The organism is Thermovirga sp., assembly GCF_017656375.1.
In the GTDB taxonomy this organism is placed as follows: Bacteria; Synergistota; Synergistia; order Synergistales; family Thermovirgaceae; genus Thermovirga.
Genome location: NZ_JACDOB010000008.1, coordinates 1 through 20,700, shown reverse-complemented (window position 1 = coordinate 20,700; position 20,700 = coordinate 1). Strand labels below are relative to the sequence as shown.

The 20,700-nt window shown below is 44.8% G+C and carries 20 protein-coding genes; 13 read left to right on the top strand and 7 right to left on the bottom strand.

Annotated elements, in window-relative coordinates:
• Window positions 1-26: 26 nt before the first annotated feature.
• The 5 genes from H0Z23_RS04130 to H0Z23_RS04110 form a co-directional block, all read right to left on the bottom strand.
• The gene (locus tag H0Z23_RS04130) at window positions 27-1,007 is read right to left on the bottom strand and encodes a sulfurtransferase (RefSeq protein WP_296867706.1); all 981 of its coding nucleotides are present in this window, start codon (window positions 1,005-1,007) and stop codon (window positions 27-29) included.
• 100 nt (window positions 1,008-1,107) lie between these two features.
• Window positions 1,108-1,962, bottom strand: a complete 855-nt coding sequence (locus tag H0Z23_RS04125; RefSeq protein WP_296867705.1) for a proline/glycine betaine ABC transporter permease — start codon at window positions 1,960-1,962, stop codon at window positions 1,108-1,110.
• Window positions 1,952-2,845, bottom strand: a complete 894-nt coding sequence (locus tag H0Z23_RS04120; RefSeq protein ID WP_296867704.1) for a glycine betaine/L-proline ABC transporter ATP-binding protein — start codon at window positions 2,843-2,845, stop codon at window positions 1,952-1,954. The genes H0Z23_RS04125 and H0Z23_RS04120 overlap by 11 nt, the downstream gene beginning before the upstream one ends.
• Complete coding sequence (locus H0Z23_RS04115) at window positions 2,842-3,870, bottom strand: ABC transporter substrate-binding protein (RefSeq protein ID WP_296867703.1); 1,029 nt, start codon at window positions 3,868-3,870, stop codon at window positions 2,842-2,844. Before H0Z23_RS04115 ends, H0Z23_RS04120 begins: the two co-directional genes overlap by 4 nt.
• Window positions 3,871-4,007: 137 nt before the next feature.
• Window positions 4,008-4,310, bottom strand: a complete 303-nt coding sequence (locus H0Z23_RS04110) for a DUF6262 family protein (RefSeq protein ID WP_296867748.1) — start codon at window positions 4,308-4,310, stop codon at window positions 4,008-4,010.
• Between the two features lie 208 nt (window positions 4,311-4,518).
• On the opposite strand from H0Z23_RS04110, the gene H0Z23_RS04105 reads away from it, so the two are divergent.
• The 13 genes from H0Z23_RS04105 (at window position 4,519) to H0Z23_RS04045 (ending at window position 18,581) form a co-directional block, all read left to right on the top strand.
• Window positions 4,519-5,208: a FadR/GntR family transcriptional regulator gene (locus H0Z23_RS04105; protein WP_296867702.1), complete on the top strand. Its 690-nt coding sequence runs from the start codon at window positions 4,519-4,521 to the stop codon at window positions 5,206-5,208.
• 41 nt (window positions 5,209-5,249) lie between these two features.
• Window positions 5,250-5,795 (top strand): HD domain-containing protein, encoded by a 546-nt coding sequence (locus tag H0Z23_RS04100; RefSeq protein WP_296867701.1) that lies wholly within the window; start codon window positions 5,250-5,252, stop codon window positions 5,793-5,795.
• A 35-nt stretch (window positions 5,796-5,830) separates the two neighbouring features.
• Window positions 5,831-7,111: an aconitase/3-isopropylmalate dehydratase large subunit family protein gene (locus H0Z23_RS04095; RefSeq protein ID WP_296867700.1), complete on the top strand. Its 1,281-nt coding sequence runs from the start codon at window positions 5,831-5,833 to the stop codon at window positions 7,109-7,111.
• Window positions 7,112-7,124: 13 nt separating this feature from the next.
• The gene (locus H0Z23_RS04090) at window positions 7,125-7,643 is read left to right on the top strand and encodes a 3-isopropylmalate dehydratase small subunit (RefSeq protein ID WP_296867699.1); all 519 of its coding nucleotides are present in this window, start codon (window positions 7,125-7,127) and stop codon (window positions 7,641-7,643) included.
• A 13-nt stretch (window positions 7,644-7,656) separates the two neighbouring features.
• On the top strand, window positions 7,657-8,913 hold the full coding sequence (locus H0Z23_RS04085) for a 3-isopropylmalate dehydratase large subunit (RefSeq protein ID WP_296867698.1): 1,257 nt from the start codon (window positions 7,657-7,659) through the stop codon (window positions 8,911-8,913).
• A gap of 2 nt (window positions 8,914-8,915) precedes the next feature.
• Window positions 8,916-9,410: a 3-isopropylmalate dehydratase small subunit gene (locus tag H0Z23_RS04080; RefSeq protein ID WP_296867697.1), complete on the top strand. Its 495-nt coding sequence runs from the start codon at window positions 8,916-8,918 to the stop codon at window positions 9,408-9,410.
• A 17-nt stretch (window positions 9,411-9,427) separates the two neighbouring features.
• The gene (locus tag H0Z23_RS04075) at window positions 9,428-10,660 is read left to right on the top strand and encodes an isocitrate/isopropylmalate family dehydrogenase (protein ID WP_296867696.1); all 1,233 of its coding nucleotides are present in this window, start codon (window positions 9,428-9,430) and stop codon (window positions 10,658-10,660) included.
• A gap of 130 nt (window positions 10,661-10,790) precedes the next feature.
• Window positions 10,791-11,060 carry a citrate lyase acyl carrier protein gene (locus tag H0Z23_RS04070; RefSeq protein WP_296867695.1) on the top strand — a complete coding sequence of 90 codons (270 nt, stop codon included), beginning with the start codon at window positions 10,791-10,793 and terminating at the stop codon, window positions 11,058-11,060.
• Window positions 11,060-11,935, top strand: coding sequence for an aldolase/citrate lyase family protein (locus H0Z23_RS04065; RefSeq protein WP_296867694.1), 876 nt, complete (start codon window positions 11,060-11,062; stop codon window positions 11,933-11,935). Before H0Z23_RS04070 ends, H0Z23_RS04065 begins: the two co-directional genes overlap by 1 nt.
• A 2-nt stretch (window positions 11,936-11,937) precedes the next feature.
• A complete protein-coding gene (gene citF / locus H0Z23_RS04060) occupies window positions 11,938-13,491 on the top strand; it encodes a citrate lyase subunit alpha (protein ID WP_296867693.1) in 1,554 nt (517 codons plus the stop codon).
• Window positions 13,492-13,657: 166 nt separating this feature from the next.
• Window positions 13,658-15,895: a DEAD/DEAH box helicase gene (locus H0Z23_RS04055; protein WP_296867692.1), complete on the top strand. Its 2,238-nt coding sequence runs from the start codon at window positions 13,658-13,660 to the stop codon at window positions 15,893-15,895.
• 34 nt (window positions 15,896-15,929) lie between these two features.
• A complete protein-coding gene (locus tag H0Z23_RS04050) occupies window positions 15,930-17,129 on the top strand; it encodes a ribonuclease H-like domain-containing protein (protein WP_296867691.1) in 1,200 nt (399 codons plus the stop codon).
• 69 nt (window positions 17,130-17,198) lie between these two features.
• Window positions 17,199-18,581, top strand: a complete 1,383-nt coding sequence (locus H0Z23_RS04045; RefSeq protein WP_296867690.1) for a phosphomannomutase/phosphoglucomutase — start codon at window positions 17,199-17,201, stop codon at window positions 18,579-18,581.
• Window positions 18,582-18,613: 32 nt separating this feature from the next.
• On the opposite strand, the gene H0Z23_RS04040 is transcribed toward H0Z23_RS04045, so the two are convergent.
• Together H0Z23_RS04040 and H0Z23_RS04035 are read right to left on the bottom strand one after the other, a co-directional pair.
• Window positions 18,614-19,624 carry an SDR family oxidoreductase gene (locus tag H0Z23_RS04040; RefSeq protein WP_296867689.1) on the bottom strand — a complete coding sequence of 337 codons (1,011 nt, stop codon included), beginning with the start codon at window positions 19,622-19,624 and terminating at the stop codon, window positions 18,614-18,616.
• An 87-nt stretch (window positions 19,625-19,711) separates the two neighbouring features.
• Window positions 19,712-20,700: pyruvate formate lyase family protein (locus H0Z23_RS04035; protein ID WP_296867688.1), on the bottom strand; the 989-nt coding region annotated here is incomplete at its 5' end.

The following is a 20,700-nucleotide window of genomic DNA, read 5'->3' as shown; positions in this document are numbered from 1 at the left end:
CCCCATATCTCCACGATAAAAACAGCTTAGTTACTTACCGCTTGGGTGCTATTTTTCTCATTATTACCTGCAGCAGCGAGTGGAGACGGAGCCCCAGGCTCGCTCCCTTGAACAACTTCCAACTCAGGAGTTCCTGCCCACTCGTGGAATGAGGAATCATAATTTCTCGCATTTTCAAATCCAGCCATTCTTAGGACCAAAACCAAGTATGCTGACCTCACCCCCGCGGTGTCGTACACCACTATCTCGTCGTCTGGAGATAAGCCATAGGACTGGAAAAGGGCTTTAAGTTCCCCTACATCCTTTACCGTCTGATCCTCATTGAAAACCGAATCATAAGGTATATTTATAGCCCCTGGGATATGGCCTCCCCTGCGCTCCTGGAAGATTCTTGCTCCCTGGTATTCGAAAGGAGTTCTAGCGTCTATTATACGGACTTCTCCTAATTTGACCTTTAGCCATGGTGTAGTGACATTATAACCTCCCCTGAAACTCTCTATCTTAAAGGGTTTAGCCTTTGCCACTACACGTTTAGTGGAAACTTTGCCACCTGCTGCTTTCCAAGCCAGGAACCCGCCTTCCAACATTTTCGCGTTCTCTATACCCGAAAGGCGTAATATCCAAACTACCCATCCGTCTTGCCCCCATCCACCTGGGTCGGCATAGACAACTACCGGTTTCTTTCCATCAATACCCAAGGCTCCTATCTTCTTGGCCAAAATATGTTTGGGGTAAAGATCTCCCCAACCAGGGGAACCAGGGCGTCCCTTCATGTTGGCAAAGTACGTCCACTCTGCATTAACAGCACCAGGAATATGGCCATTGGCGTAAAGGGATTTAGGTCTGGCGTCCACGATAACAACCGAATTCCTATGAGCCTTCAACCATTCGGGAGTTACATAAAGAGACTGCTTCCCACCCTCAGCAGCAAAAGCCGCTGCCGCAACGGCAGCTAACACAATACAAGCAAGCATTACAGAAATTACAATCTTACGCAACTCGACCATCCTCTCATGCTTATTTTCACAAATAAATGAGCCCTCCAGATAACTATATTTTACCTGGAGGGGCTAATATATGCCATCAGCAATTTTTGCCATTTAAGCATTAACGTTTTTTGACTGGGTCCCACTTCTTCGCAAGCCCTTGGGTTATACGGTCTATTACTATAGCCATAATGACTATACTAATACCAGACTCAAATCCTCGCCCCACATTGATCCTGTTTATAGCAAGCAAAACCTCCTGGCCTAGCCCCCTAGCACCTATCATTGAGGCTATGACGACCATCGAAAGAGCCATCATTGTAGTTTGGTTGACACCAGCCATTATGGACGGCATTGCTAGTGGGAGACGCACTTCTTTCAGAAGCTGCCACCTAGTCGCTCCATAAGCTAAGGCTGCTTCCTGCACAGGTTTAGGGACTAGCTCAATCCCAAGGCACGTTAGCCTTATCACCGGTGGAAGGGCATATATAACCGTAGCCAAAATAGCAGGCACCTTACCCAATCCAAACAACATCATGGCTGGTATCAGATAAACGAAACTAGGCATAGTCTGCATGGCATCCAAAATAGGCCTTATCACATAGCCAAGGCTTTTGACTTCAGCCATTATTACACCCAGAGGAATACCGAGCACAAGGGAAATTACAACCGAGACAACTACTATAGCCAATGTCTCTATAGCAAGGTCCCAAAAGCCAAAAACTCCTATTAGCAGCGGCAACAAAGACAAAACTATAGTCGGGACAATTCTTCTTATGCTAAACCATGATATAAGTGCAATCAATAATATATATCCCCACCACGGAATCGTTGACAGGGCTGACTGCACACCTAACAAAAACTGCAAAAGCCCGTTTGAAAAAGCGTCAAAACCTTCACTGTGGTTTTGTATCAAAATCTTTATTCCTCTATTAAGATGTTGTGCCACGTGAAATTCCCAAGCCTCAGGAAACATCGCTATTCACCTCTTTGTCTTTCGCTGCATTGAGCGCTGCTATCTGTTCATCGGCCTTTCTGATCTCTTCTCTTCTATCCTGTACAAAGCGAGCCACATAATCATTGGCAGGATTTGCAAAGATCTCAGCGGGTTTGCCAATCTGCACTATGCTCCCATCTCGCATTACGGCCATTCTATCTCCCAAACGCATGGCTTCATCTAAATCATGGGTGACAAAAAATATGGTTTTATGCATCTCTTCCTGAAGGCGAATTAGTTCGTCCTGCATTTCCCTGCGTATTAAGGGATCCAATCCGCTAAACGGTTCATCCATTAACAATATCGGGGGATCCGCAACCAAAGCTCTTGCAATTCCAACTCTCTGACGCATTCCACCACTCAGCGAGGATGGGTAGTAGTTAGCCCATTTCTCTAGACCGACAACCTCAAGAGCATGCATAGCTTTCTCTCTTCTCTCTTTCTTCGGAACACCTCTTAGCTTTAATCCGAAGGCCACATTATCCAAAACGTCCTTATGAGGCAACAATCCATAATGTTGGAAAACCATAGCTGTCTGATACCTTCTGAATTCCGTTAATTCTTTTTTATCCATTGCAGTGACATCGTAGCCATTTATGATTACCTTTCCGTAACTTGGCTCCACAAGGCGTATCAGACAGCGAATCAGTGTAGACTTTCCGCTACCAGAAAGCCCCATCACGATGAATACTTCGCCTTTCTTTACTTCAAACGACAAATCCCTTACAGCCACGACGTCCTCTTCAGAGACCTCAATGGACCTCATAAGCTCCTCATCATCTACATCTAGTACGACCTTTCCCGACTTGGATTTCGAATATACCTTCCAAAGTTCTTTTACTTCTATGGCTACATCACTCACTGTTGGTTCTTCTCCTTCTCCAATGCTTTCCTTACCTTTTCCACTTTTTCCGGATCATCTACCCATTTACTCCATACATCCTGATATGTCTTCAAGAACCATATGGCTGCGTCTTCAACAGAAGCCTCGTTCTTCTGCATAAAGGCCAGCGCTGCGTTATTTTGAGCAAGAGTTGTCTCATACTTTTTCAAGAATTCCACTATTTCGGGGTTTTCTTTAGCGTATTTGGCGTTTATCCCTATGTGTACCTTTGAAGGAGGGAATTCACAACCAAAGTCTTTATCTTTCCCCCAACGATTTGGATCGTAAGGAGGCTCTTCCAGCTTAGTCATATCCAACATGCCCATTATCCATTCTGGCTCCCAATAATAAGCCAACACTGGCTTGCCTTTTTCATAATTGGACACTATGGCTGTAGCCAAAGCTGTCTGAGAACCAGGGTCAAAGGGCTCAAAATACTTAAGAAGCCCATAAGCTTCCAGCTTCTTTAAGTTGATATCGTGGACAACCCATCCTGGCACAGCGTTGTAGAAGCGACCCTTCTTGGGGTTCTCAGGATCCTTGAAAAGTTCCCAATATTTAGGCAGGTCAAATACAGATTTGAGGTCTGGAGCCATAGGTTTGATGCCTCTTTTAGCATCCCCCTTTATAACAAAGGTAGGAACATACCAGCCTTGCGGGGCATCAGGATAAACTTCTCCCAAATCCAAAACTCTGCCAGTTCCCTCTACCTCTTCTTTATACCAATCCAGGACATTATCCACCCATAGCTCCATGAGCACATTTATTTCCCCTCTGGCAAGGCCAGTCAGGCCTGGAACAGATTCCGCAAACATGTAATCAGGCTTATAGCCATAACCTTTCTCTAAAATATACCCTGCTATTCTGTTGTGCATCTGAATACTGTTCCAACTGTGGTCAACAAAAACAACTTTCTTATCCGCAGCAAAAGCTGCCCCTACCAACAGTACCACCACGAAAGACAACAAAACGACTGCAAGCATACCTTTGAATGCTTTTCTCATCTTTCCCCCTCCTTTTTGTATTACCTACCTCAACATCAATAAGCTTTTATGAGCTTTCGTTTTTCCAACAGACGACACTTTAGGAATGATTAAATCAGCAAAAAATTAAATATTAAAAACAAGAGGAAATGAAGCAGCTAAGATTCAACAGAATAATTCTTGAAAGAAATCTCCTGGACTTTACGTTCTAACTCTTCTACTCTCCGCCTCAAATCAGCAACTTCTTCAACTAACCTAGAGTAAGGAACAACTCCCCCTCTTCTTTTTCTTCTGACTTCCTCCACCAACTCCCTTACAGCTAGATTCCTATAAAGCGTAGAACGAGCAACACCCAATTTTCGCGCAACAGATTGGAAATCCACCTCCTGTCCCGAAGAACGCATTTCCTCAATGGCTATTTTGACAGCGTCAAAAAGGTTTTGTCTTTCTTTCTTCTCCAGCCTAATTCACTCCCTACACAAGCCAACAATAAAAATGCTTCATTATCGCTACATGTATCATAATGAAAAAAAGAACATATGTCAACTTTAGTGCATGCAATAAAAATACGTCTTTCTAGTCAGAACATTTAGACTATTTGCGGCCTCTTGCACAAACGGACCGCTTGGTATATAAAGTGTACTGGGCTGACCAGTAGGAGGGGTGATTATGACTCAACGGAAATTAAAAGGCACTAGGGTCTACGAACAAGTAGTAGAAGAGGTAAAGCAACTAATATCTTCAGGAGAACTTAAGCCAGGAGATCCTCTCCCTTCAGAAAGGCAACTCATGCAAGAGATAGGCGTAAGCCGAAGCTCTCTCAGGGAAGCGTTTCGAATTTTAGAGTTGATAGGGTTGATAGAAAGTATACCGGGTAAAGGACGATTCGTCAGGAAACCCCGCACAGACAATAAGGAAACAAGCATGGTCCCCCTTGAAGATGAAGCAATCCTTGAACTAATGGAAGCCCGACGCATATTGGATCCTGCTATATCAAAAGCTGCTGCCATGCACGCTCTCCCTTCAAATCTGACCAAAATAAGAAAAATACTATCCAAAACCTCCCAAAATATCGACGATTTGTCCCAAAGAGCCAAGTTGGATTACGACTTTCATCTAGCCCTCGCCGAGGCGACCCACAATTTCATCTTCGTGAACGTCGTTAAAATGACTTTCAACCTGATAATGGCAACCCACGAAAGGATATATTCCCTTCTGAACGATAAAGAGGCATTCCTGAACGAGCACAAAGAAATATATGAAGCCATAGTGGACCATAATATGGATTTGGCTGCAAATCTTGCGGCCAAACATATAGACCGTATCTATAAAACTCTGCAGGAAGCAATGGCCCAGTAGGCCATAAGCTCATAGAAGAAAAACATGGAGGGGTGTTAATTATGAAGGAAAGGATCTTGAAGCTGTTCCCAGAAATTAATTGGATTGAAAACGAGGAGCTCAAGGAGAAAGTTTTGAAAACTCTGGAAGACGCTTTGGAAATTGGCGGCTGGGAACCAGAAGACATGGACAAAATTCCCTTTACTCTACTCATCAAGGATTGTCCTGCTTCTCTCTTAACCCATTTTAGAGGTGTAACCAGGATGGCCAAAAAGGCCATGGAAGAATTCAACGCTTTATACGACTACAAGCTGGATAACGATACTTTGATAGCTGGCGCAATACTCCACGATGTGGGTAAGCTGGTGGAGTATAAACGGGATGCCGAAGGCAAAGTTGTAAAATCCGACCTCGGCAAGGATCTGCGCCATCCATTCTCAGGTGTCGGCCTGGCAATGAAGAACGATATACCTTCACCCATCTGCCATTGCATAGCTGTTCACGCAGGCGAAGGCGACGGAAGGCACAGGTCTCCAGAAGCAGTAGTAATAAACAAGTGCGACTTTTTAAACTTCGAAACCCTTAAGTCCTTTATGGGACTTATCTAAGATTACCTAAAACCAATTAACGGAGGTGCATCTCCATGGGAAAGACGATGATCCAAAAGATCATCCAGAGAGCTTCAGGCAAAGAAGTAAAACCTGGTGACAGAGTATGGTGCAACATTGATCTTTCAACTGCAAGAGACTTCGCAGGACCAAACTGCGTTCTGCAGTTTGACAAGGAAACGGAAGGCAAGGGAAAGGTTTGGAACCCTGACAAAATAGCTTTTACCTTTGATTTGGAGGCTCCCTCTCGTTCCGAGCAGGTAGCAAACAACCAGAAACTTATACGAGAGTTTGCGAAACGACAAGGCATAACCAAAGTCTTCGACGTAAATTGGGGAATAGGGCAACACGTGCTCCTGGAAAACGGCCTTGTCAAACCAGGATGGGTCATACTGGGAACAGACAGCCACATGAACCTACTTGGAGCTGTCGGTGCTTTCGCTACCGGTGTGGGTAATACCGACATAGTTGCATCCTGGATTCTTGGAAAACTCTGGTACAGGGTTCCAGAAACCGTCAAAATCCACGTAACAGGAAGCTTCAAAAAGGGCGTATGCATGCGCGACCTGCTAACAAAGATAGTAGGAACTTTAGGAGCTGGTGGGCTTATATATAAGGCTGTAGAATTTGTCGGCCCGACCATCGAAAATGCTAACCTGGCAGAGAGAATCACTCTTTGTTCCATGGTCACTGAAATGAGTGGAAAAATAGGGCTAATCCAGCCAAACGGTGAGGTTTTAGAATGGCTTAAAGCAAGGGCAGGAGAGGAAGTTGTGGAATTAGCTGAAGCCATTAAGGCAGATCCTGACGCAATCTATTCGGAAGAATACGAGTTTAACGTTGACGACCTCGAACCCATGGTATCTGCCCCTGATGCCCCTGACAATGTTAAGACAGTCAGAGAAGTAGCTGGTGAAAAACTTGACCAGATACATATCGGCTCCTGCTCCAACGGCCGTTTTGAGGATATAGCCGCTGCCTTTGAAGTCCTAAAGGCCGCAGACTTCAAGATTGCCCCGGGAATTAGAGCCATCATTACTCCTGCAACTCGAGAGGTAATGAAACAGTGTGCACAGGCCGGATTCATCGAAAAATTCCTGGCGGCAGGAGTAATTTTCACTAATCCTACCTGCGCACTCTGCACAGCAAAGCATTATGGAACGCTGCCCAGTGGTGACGTGGGCATGTCCACCACCAATAGAAATTTCATTGGAAAGGTCGGAAAAGGAAGCCATACATATCTGGCAAGTCCTATGACTGCTATGGCATCGGCAGTTCGCGGCGTAATCACCGACCCGCGGGAAATTATTGGGTAAGGAGTGAATTCTCATGGCAGAGAACATTTTAAGAGGAAGAGCATGGGTTTTCGGTGACGATGTTGACACAGACCTTATATACCACAACAAATATCTCGCTATAACTGACCCAAAGGAAATGGCACAATACTCTTTCGAATACTACCCTGGCAAAGAGAATTTTGCCAAGGAGGCCAAACCTGGAGATTTTGTCGTAGCAGGCCACAACTTTGGCTGCGGCTCATCCAGAGAACACGCCGTATATTGCCTCAAGGAACTGGGTATCCCCGTAATCCTAGCTGAATCTTACGCCAGAATTTACTACAGAAACGCCGTAAACAATGGATATCCAGTACTAGTAGTCCCTGAAATAACCAAGAAAGTTAAAGATGGTGACGAACTTGAGGTAAACCTTGATACTGGAGAAATAAAAAACCTCACAACGGGTGAAGTAATGCACGGCGACGCTGTAACAGACCTTGAAAAGGAAATAATGGCCTACGGCGGCCTCATCCCTTACCTCAAGGCTCAAGCAGCCAAAGAACAAAAATAGGAGGTGAAAACTAATGGGCAAAACTTTCGCTGAGAAGGTTTTGGGGAAAGCAGCAGGGGAAGATGTAAAAACCGGACAAGTGGTAACCGTTGAACCCCATTTTTGCATGAGCCATGACAACGCTGCACCCATTTCAAAGATTTTTAAAAAAATAGGCGTGGAAAAAGTGTGGAATCCGGATCATATCGTTTTCATCCTGGACCACGCCGTGCCGGCGCCTACAGACAAGCATGCCGAAAACCACAAGATAATTCGGGAATTTGTAAAAGAACAGGGAATAAAACATTTCTACGATGTAAACAGTAAAGGGGGCGTTTGCCACCAGATAATGTGCCAGGAAGGATACGCTCTTCCAGGTCTTGTAATGGTGGGAAGCGACAGCCATACATGCACCTATGGTGCTTACGGAGCCTTCTCCACCGGAATAGGCAGAAGTGAGATGGCAGCTACCTGGGCCACAGGCAAAATTTGGTTCCGCGTGCCTGAGTCGATGAAAATAACGGTAAAAGGATCTTTCAAAAAAGGCGTATCTGCTAAAGATTTAATCTTAAAGATCATCGGCGATATAAAGGCAGACGGAGCAGATTATATGTCTGTAGAGTTCCACGGTCCAGCTATCTCTCAAATGTCCCTCGCAGAAAGGATGACCCTATGCAACATGGGCATTGAGATGGGAGCCAAAAACGCCGTATGCCCTCCTGACGAAAAAGTTCTAGACGCTATAAAAGATAATGCCAAAACAGACAAGTGGGAAGCTATCTGGGCTGACGACGACGCAGTCTATGCTAAAGAATTGGAATATAACCTTGGAGAGCTTGAACCTGGCGTAGCGAAGCCTCACACAGTGGATAATTACGCTCCAGTAAACGAGGTAGCAGGAACGCCCATACACCAGGCTTTCTTGGGAAGCTGTACAAACGCCAGGATAGAAGACCTAAGGGAAGCTGCAAAAATACTGAAAGGCAAGGAAGTAGCTGTCAGGACTATAGTGATCCCAGCATCGTGGAAAGTATATCGCCAAGCTATGGAAGAAGGCCTGCTGAATATTTTCTTGGATGCAGGCTGCATAATAAACAATCCTGGCTGCGGCCCTTGCATGGGTAATCACGAGGGTATACTTGCGCCTGGTGAGACTTGTATTTCCACGGCCAATAGAAACTTTAAGGGTCGCATGGGCAACAAAGAAAGCTTCATTTACCTGGCAAGCCCCATGACGGTAGCGGCTTCCGCTGTAAAAGGCGCGATAGCCGACCCAAGGGAGGTGCTCTAGATATGAAGATAACTGGGAAAGTTTGGAAATATGGAGATGACGTAAATACCGATGTCATTTTCCCAGGTAAATATACCTATACAGTATCCGAACGCTCTGAGATGGGTCAATACGCGCTGGAAGATCTGGATCCCGAGTTCACGAAAAACGCCAAACCAGGAGACATTATAGTCGCCGGTAAAAACTGGGGCTGTGGTTCCTCACGAGAACAGGCAGTAACGTGCCTTAAGGTAAGAGGAATAGGGGCAATAATAGCAAAAGGATTCGCCCGAATTTATTACCGCAACGCCTTAAACGAAGGGCTTCCAATTATAGTAGCTCCCGACGCTGTAGATGCTATAGAACCCAATGACGAAATAACCATTGATTTCGACAAAGGAGAAATTATTACTCCTAAGGGAACCTTCTCCTTCCCGCCTTTCCCTGAGTTTGTAAGAGGGCTCATAGAAGATGGTGGTCTTATACCTCACGTGAGAAAATCCTTAGGGCTAGAATAAAAGAGGAGGTCATACAAATGCAAAGAAATGTAATGCAAGTAAAGGAGAAAAAGAATCGCTACACTGTAACTTACATACCTGGAGATGATTCAGGTTTCGACGTAATGGAAGCAGCCATGATTGTCATGCAGACCTTAAATCCCCCAATAGATTGGGTCAGGGCCGACATGGGCTGGTGCATGTGGGAGAAATCATGCAAAGAATATCCCGAAGGAGATCCTAAGAGAAACACTGTTCCACCTGAAACTCTAGAAAAAGTAAAAAATTCCGATGCTACGTTGATGGCCGCTATAACATCCAAATCAGGAGTTAAAGGGTTCAAATCTGCTATCCTTCAACTAAGGCAGATATTCGATCTTTACATCAACTTCAGACCAGCCAAGCTTTACCCTGGCGTCAGCACTCCATTAAAGGGTGACCCAAACATAGATATAGTATTGTTCCGTGAGAATACTGAAGACCTTTACTCTGCCGTCGAGTGGAGGCCTCTCCCTAAAGAGATGTTCGACCTACACCCCGGCATGGAGCGCTTTAAGGACAAAAGCGAGGTTGCTGTTTCCTGGAGGGTCTACTCCAAAGAGGGGTGCGACAGAATAATAAGAGCTGCCTTCGAATATGCCAAGGCAAATGGCTTAAAAAGCGTGGTAAACTGCAACAAGGCCAACGTCATAAGGGCCACCGACGGCATGATGAAAGAACGTTTCCTTGAGATAGCCAAGGAATATCCCGAAATAGAAGCAAGAGAAGAAAACGCTGACGCAACGGCAATGTGGCTAATCAAGAATCCTCAGGACTATCAGGTCATAGTGACATCCAATGTATTCGGCGATATTCTCTCGGATGAAGCTTCTCAGCTCATTGGAGGTTTAGGCTTCTCTCCGAGCGGAAACATAGGCGAAAACACCGCAGTATTCGAACCAAGCCATGGCTCTGTACCCAAATACGCCCATCAGTACAAGATCAATCCTTGTGGAATGCTTATAACCGCAGCAATGATGCTCAAATACCTACGATTGGATGAATATGCAGAAAAATTAGAAAAAGCCATAGGCGACACATTGGTAGAAGGCAAATACTTAACATATGACATTTGGAGAGACCGCGGAGATAAAGATTGGGAAACAAAGGCTGTCTCCACCCTTGACATGGCAAAGGCAATAGCAGCAAAGATAGACCCAGACTTCGATAAGAAAGCAGACGAAATTTGTGCCAAGGCGAAAGAAATGTGTGCATGGGAGCACCTAGTTTAAGACTATTCTAGTGGTGGACGGGACCCCCAGAGGGGGTCTCGTCTTTTTTAGTTTTTGGTTCAAACTAAACTGCACCAGTGTAGAAATATTATCTTCGAAAGATGGTTCGTACTTCACGGAGGGGATGAGAATGAAAACTGCCCAAGCAGGTACATTGGAATCCATGGATTGCCTGGTAACTGCCAGTGAAGCAGAAAAAGGCAAAGGCATATTTATAACCATGGAAGGTTCCAATATCGCTAGGTTTAGGGATTCTATCCTTAAAACAGCAAAGACAACACTACAAGAAATGGGAATCAAAGATGTTATTCTGTCTATTCAGTATAACGGTGCCAACGACATAGTATTAAAAGCACGAGTAGAGGCAGCAGCAAAAGCCCTTATAGGGGGTGATAACTAATGGCACTAAGACGAACCATGCTATATTTACCTGGCAACAACCCAAACATGTTGATAAGGGGACACCTTTTCAAACCTGATGGAGTAATTCTTGACCTGGAGGATTCCGTAGCACTAAGCGAAAAGGATGCTGCGAGGATTCTGGTACGGGAAGTACTAAAGAACATCGACTTCGGCGGATGTGAAGTAACAGTGAGAATAAACGGGTTGGATACCCCCTTCTGGAAAAAAGACCTGGAGGAAGTCATACCCTGCGGGATAGATGGCATAAGAGTTCCGAAGGTGGAAACTCCCAAAGATATAGAACTGCTTGATGAAGCCATATCAGAAATAGAAAGCAAAAACAACATTCCTGAAGGGAAAATCCAAATAACTTGTTTACTTGAAACAGCACTAGGTATCTGGAACGCATATCACATAGCAACTGCTTCAAAAAGAGTTACTGCCATATGCCCTGGAGGGGAAGACCTGAGAGCAGACCTAAAGACAAGCCGCTCAGAGACATCAGAAGAGCTGGTAGGTCCAAGGAGAATGGTGGTCTTGGCTGCTCACGCGGCGAAAGTGGATCCGCTAGACACCGTCTTTTCCGATATAACCGATGATGAAGGCTTAAGAAGGGAAACCGAGTGGATCAAGCAAATCGGTTTCCAAGGCAAAAGTGTGATCCACCCAAATCAAATTCCCATAATTCATGATGTATTTACTCCAACAGAAAAAGAAATCGCTCAAGCAAAGAAAATAGTACAAGCAGCAAAAGAAGCTGCGGAAAAAGGCTTAGGCGCCGTCTCTGTTGATGGGAAAATGGTAGATAAGCCAGTAGTGAAGCGTGCAGAGTACACGCTGCAAAAAGCTGGCCTTCTCGAAGGAGGCGAATGAATATGGCTGTCAATGCTGTAGGACGAGATATACCAAGCTCTATACCTGGTTACAAAGACGACGTTGTGTTGTTCAGAGGAGCTACGAAACGATTGCCAAAAGGCAACCGCTATGGCAAGAAAAACAGGACAACTTTTTTCACAAAAACAGATAAGACACTCCCCAACATAAAAGCTGCCATCCGCGAGTCAGGATTGCAGAGCGGGATGACCATATCTTTCCACCATCACCTCCGTAATGGCGATTACGTGGTCAACATGGTCCTTGATGCCTGTGCTGAAATGGGCATAAAGGATTTAGTCATATTCCCCACCGCTCTTTTTGGCATTCACAAGCACCTGACCAAGCACATACAAAAAGGCGTAATTCGCCAAATTCAGGGCTCTGTTAATGGACCGATAGGACAGCTTGTATCGGAAGGCGGCATGGAGCTTCCTGTTGTGTTGAGAAGCCACGGAGGAAGACCCAGGGCCGTAATAAGTGGAGACGTAAAAATTGACGTTGCTTTTATCGCAGCTCCAACAGCTGACAAATACGGAAACTTGACTGGTGCATGTGGCCAGTCTGCCTGTGGTTCCCTGGGTTACACCCACACCGATGCTGATTACGCGGAGTGCGTAGTAGCCATAACAGATAACCTGGTGGAATATCCTGCCCCCTACATACAGATTCCTCAAACTCAGGTGGATTATGTTGTTCAGGTAGATAAAATTGGGGATCCAGCAGGCATAGTATCAGGAACAACCCGAGTAACTCGAGATCCAATGCGACTTCTCATAGCACGGTACGCGGCAAAACTTATTGAATCCAGCCCCTACTTCAAAGAGGGAATTTCTTTCCAGACAGGTGCAGGTGGGATATCTCTTGCTACTGCAGCCTACGTTCGTGACGCTATGAGAAAAAGAGGAATAAAAGGCAGTTTCGGTCTTGGAGGAATTACAAGCTTTTTCGTAGACATGCTGGAGGAAGGCCTTTTCAAACAAATTATGGACGTTCAGTCTTTCGATCTGGCCGCTGTGGAATCCATATCCCGCAACGCCGCTCACGTAGAAATTTCAGCAGACTGGTATGCTAACCCCTGGAATGCCGGATGCATGGTAAACATGCTGGACACCGTGGTACTCGGAGCCACTGAAGTAGACAGGAACTTTAACGTGAACGTCAATACTGAATCTGACGGCGCACTGCTCCATGGTATTGGAGGCCATCAGGATACTGCATCGGGCGCCAAACTTACTATAATAACCACGCCCCTCCTCAGAGGAAGACTTCCGTCAGTTGTGGATTCAGTCTATACAGTTACGACCCCAGGAGAAGTTGTAGACGCTGTGGTCACAGAGTTTGGCGTAGCCATAAATCCAAAACGGCAGGACCTCCTAGACGCCATTAAGCCCAGTAAAGACTTACCCCTAGTTACGATAGATGAGCTAGCAGAAAAAGCCAAAAAAATTGCAGGAGAAATGGCACCAATCGAGTACACGGACAGAATAATAGGGGTAATAGAATATAGGGATGGCTCTGTCATAGATGTAGTCAGGCAGATAAAGAAAAAATAGCAACTGACTCACAACTTAAGGGGCCCTGATGGGCCCCTATTTCTCTGCCTCTTGTACTTATCCATTTCCTTCAGGAACCCTTCTGGTATAAAATCTACCAATAAATACTTAGTTTCAAAGCTCTTTTGGGAGGTGTATTGCCCTGCTGATAAAACCACACAAAAGTTTGGACTCATTCCTTGAGTGGGTAAAGACCCTCAATGGAAAGGTGTGCTCACTTAGAGAATTTCCTGCTCAAGGTGCAGCATGGAACGAGTGGCCTAAGTTAGATGAAAAATTAATAAAAGCCCTCGAAAAACAAGGGATTCAAAGGCTTTATAGCCATCAGGTTGAAGCCATCAAAATGATCCAGGAAGGTAAAAACGTCGTTCTTGCCACACCAACAGCCTCTGGTAAAAGCCTATGCTATAACATCCCTGTGTTGGAAGCTATCATGAAAGATCAAAATGCAAGGGCACTTTTCATTTTCCCCACGAAGGCCCTGAGCCAAGACCAAATGGCAGGACTTCACCAACTTATAAACTCCTCAGGAATAGACGTAAAAACCTTTACCTATGATGGAGATACTCCTGTAGCAGCAAGGCAAAAGCTTCGAGCGGCAGGACATATAGTAATAACAAACCCTGATATGCTCAACACGGGAATCCTTCCTCACCATACAAAATGGATAAAGCTTTTCGAAAACCTCAAGTACGTAGTTATCGATGAGCTTCACATTTACAAAGGAGTCTTTGGATCACACGTGGCAAACCTGATAAGGAGACTCAAAAGAATATGCTCATTCTACGGCACCAAACCGACATTTATCGGTTCCTCAGCAACCATAAGCAACCCTAAAGAATTGGCGGAACTTCTACTAGAGGAGCCAGTTCACATAATAACGAGAAGCGGAGCGCCAAGGGGCCCCAGGAAATTTCTCTTATACAATCCACCTGTGGTCAATGAACAATTGGGCATTCGGAAATCATCCTTGAACGAGACTGCAAAAATAGCAGCAGAGGCGGCAGCAAACAACATAAGCACCATAGTATTCACCAGATCCAGAGTAAATGTTGAGCTTCTTGTAACTTACATTAGAAGAAATTTAATTTCGAGAGGCCTAGAGCCCCACAAGGTTGAGGGATACCGCGGAGGGTATTTGCCAAGTGAAAGAAGAGAGATAGAACGGAAACTGCGAGAAGGTGAAATTTCATGTGTGGTTTCTACTAACGCTCTGGAGTTAGGCATAGATATAGGCTACTTGAAATTAGCCATTCTTCACGGCTATCCTGGAAGCATAGCGTCAATGTGGCAACAAATAGGCAGAGCTGGAAGAAGCAAGGAGCTTTCTGCTGCCATAATGGTAGCCTCCTCGTTTGCTCTAGATCAATTTCTTGCTGCAAGGCCTGAGTACCTGTTTGGTGCCTCGCCGGAAAGGGCTCGCATAAATGCAGATAACCTGTACATACTGGCCAACCACGTAAAATGCAGCGCTTTTGAGCTAGCATTTCATCATGGAGAAACATTTGGCAATAAAGATATCTCTGAGATATTAGAATATCTTAGCCAGAAAGGCACGCTTCACAAAGCAGGAGAAAGGTACTTTTGGCAGGAAGATTCCTTCCCTGCCGAATCCCTTTCCTTAAGAAGCGCGACAAGCGAAAATTTTGTAATTATAGACATCACGGAAACCGCAAAACCTGTGGTCATAGGAGAAGTAGACAGGCCAAGTGCCCCTATGCTCATCCACCCTGAGGCCATATACTTTCACGGAGGAAAGACCTACCAGGTGATGCAACTGGACTATGATGGCATGAGATGCTACGTGCGCCAGGTAGACGTGGATTACTATACCGATGCTGATATGGCCGTAAGGTTCCAACCTATAGATATCCTAGAAGAAAAAGGCAACTGGGGTTTTGGAGAGGTCTTATTAGCCAGCAGGCCAACTATATACAAAAAGATAAAACTACACACTCACGAGAACCTAGGATATGGGCACATACACCTACCGGAAGAACAAATGCACACAACTGCGTGCTGGTTCAAAGTACAGACAGGAATTGTCTGGGAAGGATGGGATGAGAACAGGCAAAGTTCAGCGCTAACAGGGCTTGCCAACCTAATGCGCAGTACGGCTCCTTTATTTTTGATGTGCGCACGGCATGACATAATAGTCCATGGTTTGGTAAGGGATCCTTTCATTGAAGGACCAGCAGTGTACATAGCTGACAACTATCCAGGAGGTATTGGGCTCGCTGAGGGCGCTTTCGAACTGAGAGATAAGCTTCTCTTATCTGCAAGAGAAGCTCTATCTAGTTGCAAATGTGAGAAAGGTTGCCCTGGCTGTGTTGGCCCAATTGGCGCACAAATCAACGCGAAAAGGGACACAGCATTCTTGCTGGATACCATACTTGCACATTAAGGACCTCTCTAATTGAGGTGACAATAAAAGAAGAATGAATAACTTGACCAGGTTAGAAAGGCTATTGGGTCCACTGCCACAAAAAAGCGAAACAAAGAAATCAGATGGCATAGAAGGATTGCCTGAAGGCACTTGGGTCCACGAAGGCGTGTATCTTATAACAAAAACTTTTCCTCTGCCGTACAGGCATGGAGACGTATTGCTGGAAAAAATAAGTCAATCTGCCTTGACCCTTGAGCCATGGGGAGTCAAAGGGATACCTGTTTTCCTCGACCTGGAAACGACCGGATTAGCTGGAGGAAGCGGAACTTACGCATTCTTGGCCGGCTTGGCCTACCCTTCAGGAACACACCTAGTAGCCAAACAAATATTTCTTGCGACTCCTGCATCAGAAAAATTGTGGCTTAAGGCTCTTTTTGAAAATTTCCCGGGGAATAGGGTCTCGCTTGTTACTTACAACGGCAAAGCCTTCGATTGGCCTATAATCCAGACCAGGTCCATATTGAACCGCAAAACGTTGCCAGTGGACGTATTTGGACATTTGGATTTACTCCAACTCGTCCGCTATCTTTGGAAGGGGAAATTAGAAAATTGCAGGTTGGCAACAGTTGAAACTCAGCTACTTAAGGTCAAAAGAACCATAGTCGATGCTCCAGGATGGCTGGTACCCAAGCATTATGCCGATTTCCTTAAAACCGGCAACGCTCGGCCTCTCCAAGGAGTGTTCTACCATAATCTCATGGACATATTATCTTTAGTAGCGCTTAAGCTGAAGATAGCAAAACTAATGAGAGGATTAGAGCTGGTAGATCCAGAGGATACCTTGAAAGCTGGAGAGCTTTGGGCTTCAAAAAAGAAAATGAAAGAAGCAGAAAAGCTATGGAAAACTGTAGCTTCTTACGACTGCCCTTGGAGTTATAAGGCAAAGCTAAAACTGGCTTACGAAGAAAAAAGAAGGCAAAACTATGAGGAAGCTGCAAGCCTCTTCGAAGAGTGTGCCGCTGCCATTAAGGGACCAATACTTGTAGATGTATTAATTGAACTTGCAAAAATAAACGAACACCATATCAAAGACTTTCCCAAAGCTTTCAAATTTACAAAATCCGCCTTGGTGATATTAGACAGGGCTCGCCCTTTTTATGAGTACGACTCCTGGAAGAAGTTACGCTTTTCTATAGTTCACAGATTGAAAAGGCTTACTGGAAAGTTGAACCGTCAAAAGGGTATAATTTGAAGTAATTTTTTGCTAATGTTTTTACAGTATACTTAAGAAGTATCATAAAATGTTCGAGGAGGTCTTCACATGCCCGTACCGGAGCACATTTTCAGAGAATATGATATAAGAGGCTTGGCAGAAGAGGAACTGAACAGTGAGAACGTCCAGGCAATTGCCATGGCATTTGGAACGCTGCTAAAGAGAAGAGGGATAGGCAGAATATGTTTAGGCGGAGATGTAAGGCCATCAACGGAGCGCATTCGAAGGGACGTAATAGAGGGAATCACCCTTGCAGGTATAGACATTACAGATATAGGTGTGGCAACAACCCCCATGCTCTACTGGAGCCTCTACCATTATGGCCTAAATGGGGGCATCATGATAACTGGCAGCCACAACCCTCCAGAGTTTAACGGCCTTAAGCTGGCAGTTGGGAAAACCACCTTGTATGGGAAACAAATAAAAGAAATATACGAGATGATATGTAAAAATGATATGGAAAAAAGCAGCAAAAAGGGAGCAATCTTTACCGAATCCATTAACGAGAGCTATATTAATATGCTCGTTTCTAAGACAAAACTTGGCCCCAAAAAGCTCAAAGTGGTAACAGATTCAGGGAATGGTACGGCAGGTCCAGTGGTAAATGAATATTTAAAAAGAATAGGATGTGAGGTAATTCCTCTTTTCGCAGAGCCCAATGGACAATTCCCCAATCATCATCCAGACCCCACAAAAAGGGAAAACCTAAAATACCTAATAGATACAGTTCTAAAGGAAAAAGCCGACGTAGGGTTAGGCTTCGATGGCGATGCGGACCGCATAGGTGTAGTAGATGACCAGGGCAACATTATTTTTGGAGATATCTTGATGATACTCTTCTGGCGGGAAATACTTCCTAAGCACCCTGGAGCAAAGGCCATAGTTGAAGTAAAAAGTTCCCAAGCATTAGTAGATGAAATAAAGCGCCTAGGTGGAGAGGTAGTCTGGTGGAAATCAGGACATTCTCTCATTAAGGCTAAGATGAAAGAACTGAATGCGCTCTTTTCAGGGGAAGTCTCGGGACACATGTTCTTCGCAGATGAATACTATGGTTTCGATGATTCCTTTTACGCAGCAGGCAGAATTTTGCGAATTTTGTCCAATTCCGACAAAAAACTATCTGAGATGCTTTCAGGTATTCCTAAATACTACAGCACCGCCGAAACAAGGATACCATGTAGCGACGAGCGCAAATTTGAGATCATAGAGAAAATAAAGGAAAGTGCTCTAAAAGACTACGAGGCCATCACAATAGATGGCGTTAGGATCCTTTATCCTTCAGGATGGGGCCTGGTAAGGGCATCCAACACCCAGCCAGTATTGGTTGCAAGAGTAGAAGGCAAGACAAAAGAAGACCTAGAAAAGTACTGTAAGGATCTTAAAAAACGAATTCTCGATGCCGGTGTAGAAGACTTCCAGTGGGAATACTAATAGAACTCAATTTCAACGGACAGGGTGGGCTTTTATCCTGTCCGTTGAAATATAAACCAATCTATAGTCCTATCAAGGCCTTCACGCAAATCATACGTAGGCTTGTAGTTAAGCATTTTTTCTGCCTTGCTGATATCTGCTTTTGAGTAGCGTATATCCCCCTCCCTGAAAGGAGCAAATGTACCTTCTGGCGCTACCTTGCCTGTTTTCTCACTATAAAGCTCCCTTATGACGGACAAAAGGTCCAAGAGGGTAACACTATGCCCAGTACCTATGTTAAACACTTCATGTTTTTCTCCCTTAAACAGTGCTGCCTTTATATTTGCCTGAACTACATCTTTAACATAGATAAAGTCCCGCGTATTCTTGCCATCCCCGAAAATAACGGGCTGCTGACCCTGAGCTATACGGCTTAACCAAATCGATATAACACCGGAATAAGGGCTTGTAGGATCTTGCCTCGGACCATAAACGTTCATATACCTCAAGCCTGCGATATTCAAATCACTGGCAAAAACTTGAGAATAAAGCTCATCTGTCATCTTCGCTACTGCGTATGGGGATTTGGGGTTCAAGGATGCATCTTCCGTCAAAATCTTTTCCCCACCATCACCATATACAGCCGCAGAAGATGCGTACACGAAGGACCTTGCACCTGATTTCTTGGCTGCCAAAAGAACGTTTAAGAAGCCGTCCACATTGCACTGATTGTTCAATAACGGGTCTTCAAAAGATCTGGGGACCGAAACCAATGCCGCCTGGTGCAACACTATATCCACCCCTCTACAAAGGGCCAAGCAATCTTCCGGGTTTCTTATATCCCCTTCAATAAAGGTAAAACGCCTACGTTGATCATCAGTAAGTTTTTCCGTAGCTTCTTCAAGGTTTTTTGTGCTGCCACTTAGGAAATTATCCATCCCTACAACTTCCTGGCCTAAAGCAAGCAAACTTTCAACCAAATGCGATCCAACAAAACCCGCTGCACCAGTTATAGCCCACCTAAAACGACTGCCAATTAACCCTTGCGATAGAGGCTCTAGCATTAAGCTTCTCTCCTTTATATGTATTCCATTAAAAAAGGGCAGCAGTTTTACCCGCTGCCCTTTAATGATACATATATAAAGAGCTTTCTACAACGTTTCCTGGGCTGTCCTTGCTATTATTTCGTCCTGCAAGTCCTTTCCTATATCGCAGAAGTAATCGCTGTAGCCTGCCACACGCACTATAAGATCCCTATACTTTTCTGGATGTTTCTGCGCATCTCTCAATGTGGCTTCATCAACCACGTTAAACTGGATATGATGGGCATCATACCTGAAGTAGGTCCTTATCAGGTTAGCCAACTTTTCGATACCTTCTTCACCTTCAAGAACTTTAGGCATGAACTTCATGTTCAAGAGCGTTCCACCTGTCTTTATGTGGTCCATCTTTCCAGCAGATTTTATGACTGCCGTTGGACCGTTTCTGTCCGCCCCCTGCACTGGGGAAATACCTTCAGACAAAGGCATCCTCGCCTTTCGCCCATCTGGTGACGCTCCCATTACGGAGCCAAAGTATATATGACAAGTTGTGGGAAGCATGTCCACGTGATATTCGCCGCCTTTGGTGTTCTTCCTGCCATCAATTTCATTGAAGAGGGTCTCAAAAACTTCCTTCATTATGCTATCAGCGTAGTCATCGTCATTGCCATATCGAGGCGTCTTGTTCATGAATGTAAGGCGCATAGGTTCATATCCTTCAAAATCCTTATGCAAAGCATCTAAAACTTCGTCCATGGTGTACCTCTTATCCTCAAAAACGTGTTTTTTGAGGACTGAAAGACTATCTGTTATGGTACCTATACCTACACACTGGATATAATTGGTATTGTACCTTGGCCCTCCATCGTTGTAGTCCTTACCTTTCTTTATGCAGTCATCAATTAAAACGGAAAGGAAGACTGCAGGAGCATATTCTGCGTACATGCGCTCTATAAACTGGTTGCCTCTCATCTTTATATCCACGAAGTGGTGAAGCTGCTTTTTAAATGCCTCGAAGAGCTCCTCATATGTCTTAAAGTTCCTAGGATCGCCTGTCTCAATGCCTATCTTCTTGCCAGTCATGGGATCAACGCCATTGT

Coding starts and splice junctions, on each gene's coding strand:
- H0Z23_RS04130 (WP_296867706.1), bottom strand. CDS start 1,007: ATGGTCGAGTTGCGTAAGATTGTAATTTCTGTAATGCTTGCTTGTATT.
- H0Z23_RS04045 (WP_296867690.1), top strand. CDS start 17,199: ATGCCCGTACCGGAGCACATTTTCAGAGAATATGATATAAGAGGCTTG.
- H0Z23_RS04115 (WP_296867703.1), bottom strand. CDS start 3,870: ATGAGAAAAGCATTCAAAGGTATGCTTGCAGTCGTTTTGTTGTCTTTC.
- H0Z23_RS04095 (WP_296867700.1), top strand. CDS start 5,831: ATGGGAAAGACGATGATCCAAAAGATCATCCAGAGAGCTTCAGGCAAA.
- H0Z23_RS04100 (WP_296867701.1), top strand. CDS start 5,250: ATGAAGGAAAGGATCTTGAAGCTGTTCCCAGAAATTAATTGGATTGAA.
- H0Z23_RS04070 (WP_296867695.1), top strand. CDS start 10,791: ATGAAAACTGCCCAAGCAGGTACATTGGAATCCATGGATTGCCTGGTA.
- H0Z23_RS04050 (WP_296867691.1), top strand. CDS start 15,930: ATGAATAACTTGACCAGGTTAGAAAGGCTATTGGGTCCACTGCCACAA.
- H0Z23_RS04085 (WP_296867698.1), top strand. CDS start 7,657: ATGGGCAAAACTTTCGCTGAGAAGGTTTTGGGGAAAGCAGCAGGGGAA.
- H0Z23_RS04065 (WP_296867694.1), top strand. CDS start 11,060: ATGGCACTAAGACGAACCATGCTATATTTACCTGGCAACAACCCAAAC.
- H0Z23_RS04105 (WP_296867702.1), top strand. CDS start 4,519: ATGACTCAACGGAAATTAAAAGGCACTAGGGTCTACGAACAAGTAGTA.
- H0Z23_RS04125 (WP_296867705.1), bottom strand. CDS start 1,962: ATGTTTCCTGAGGCTTGGGAATTTCACGTGGCACAACATCTTAATAGA.
- citF (WP_296867693.1), top strand. CDS start 11,938: ATGGCTGTCAATGCTGTAGGACGAGATATACCAAGCTCTATACCTGGT.
- H0Z23_RS04090 (WP_296867699.1), top strand. CDS start 7,125: ATGGCAGAGAACATTTTAAGAGGAAGAGCATGGGTTTTCGGTGACGAT.
- H0Z23_RS04075 (WP_296867696.1), top strand. CDS start 9,428: ATGCAAAGAAATGTAATGCAAGTAAAGGAGAAAAAGAATCGCTACACT.
- H0Z23_RS04040 (WP_296867689.1), bottom strand. CDS start 19,624: ATGCTAGAGCCTCTATCGCAAGGGTTAATTGGCAGTCGTTTTAGGTGG.
- H0Z23_RS04080 (WP_296867697.1), top strand. CDS start 8,916: ATGAAGATAACTGGGAAAGTTTGGAAATATGGAGATGACGTAAATACC.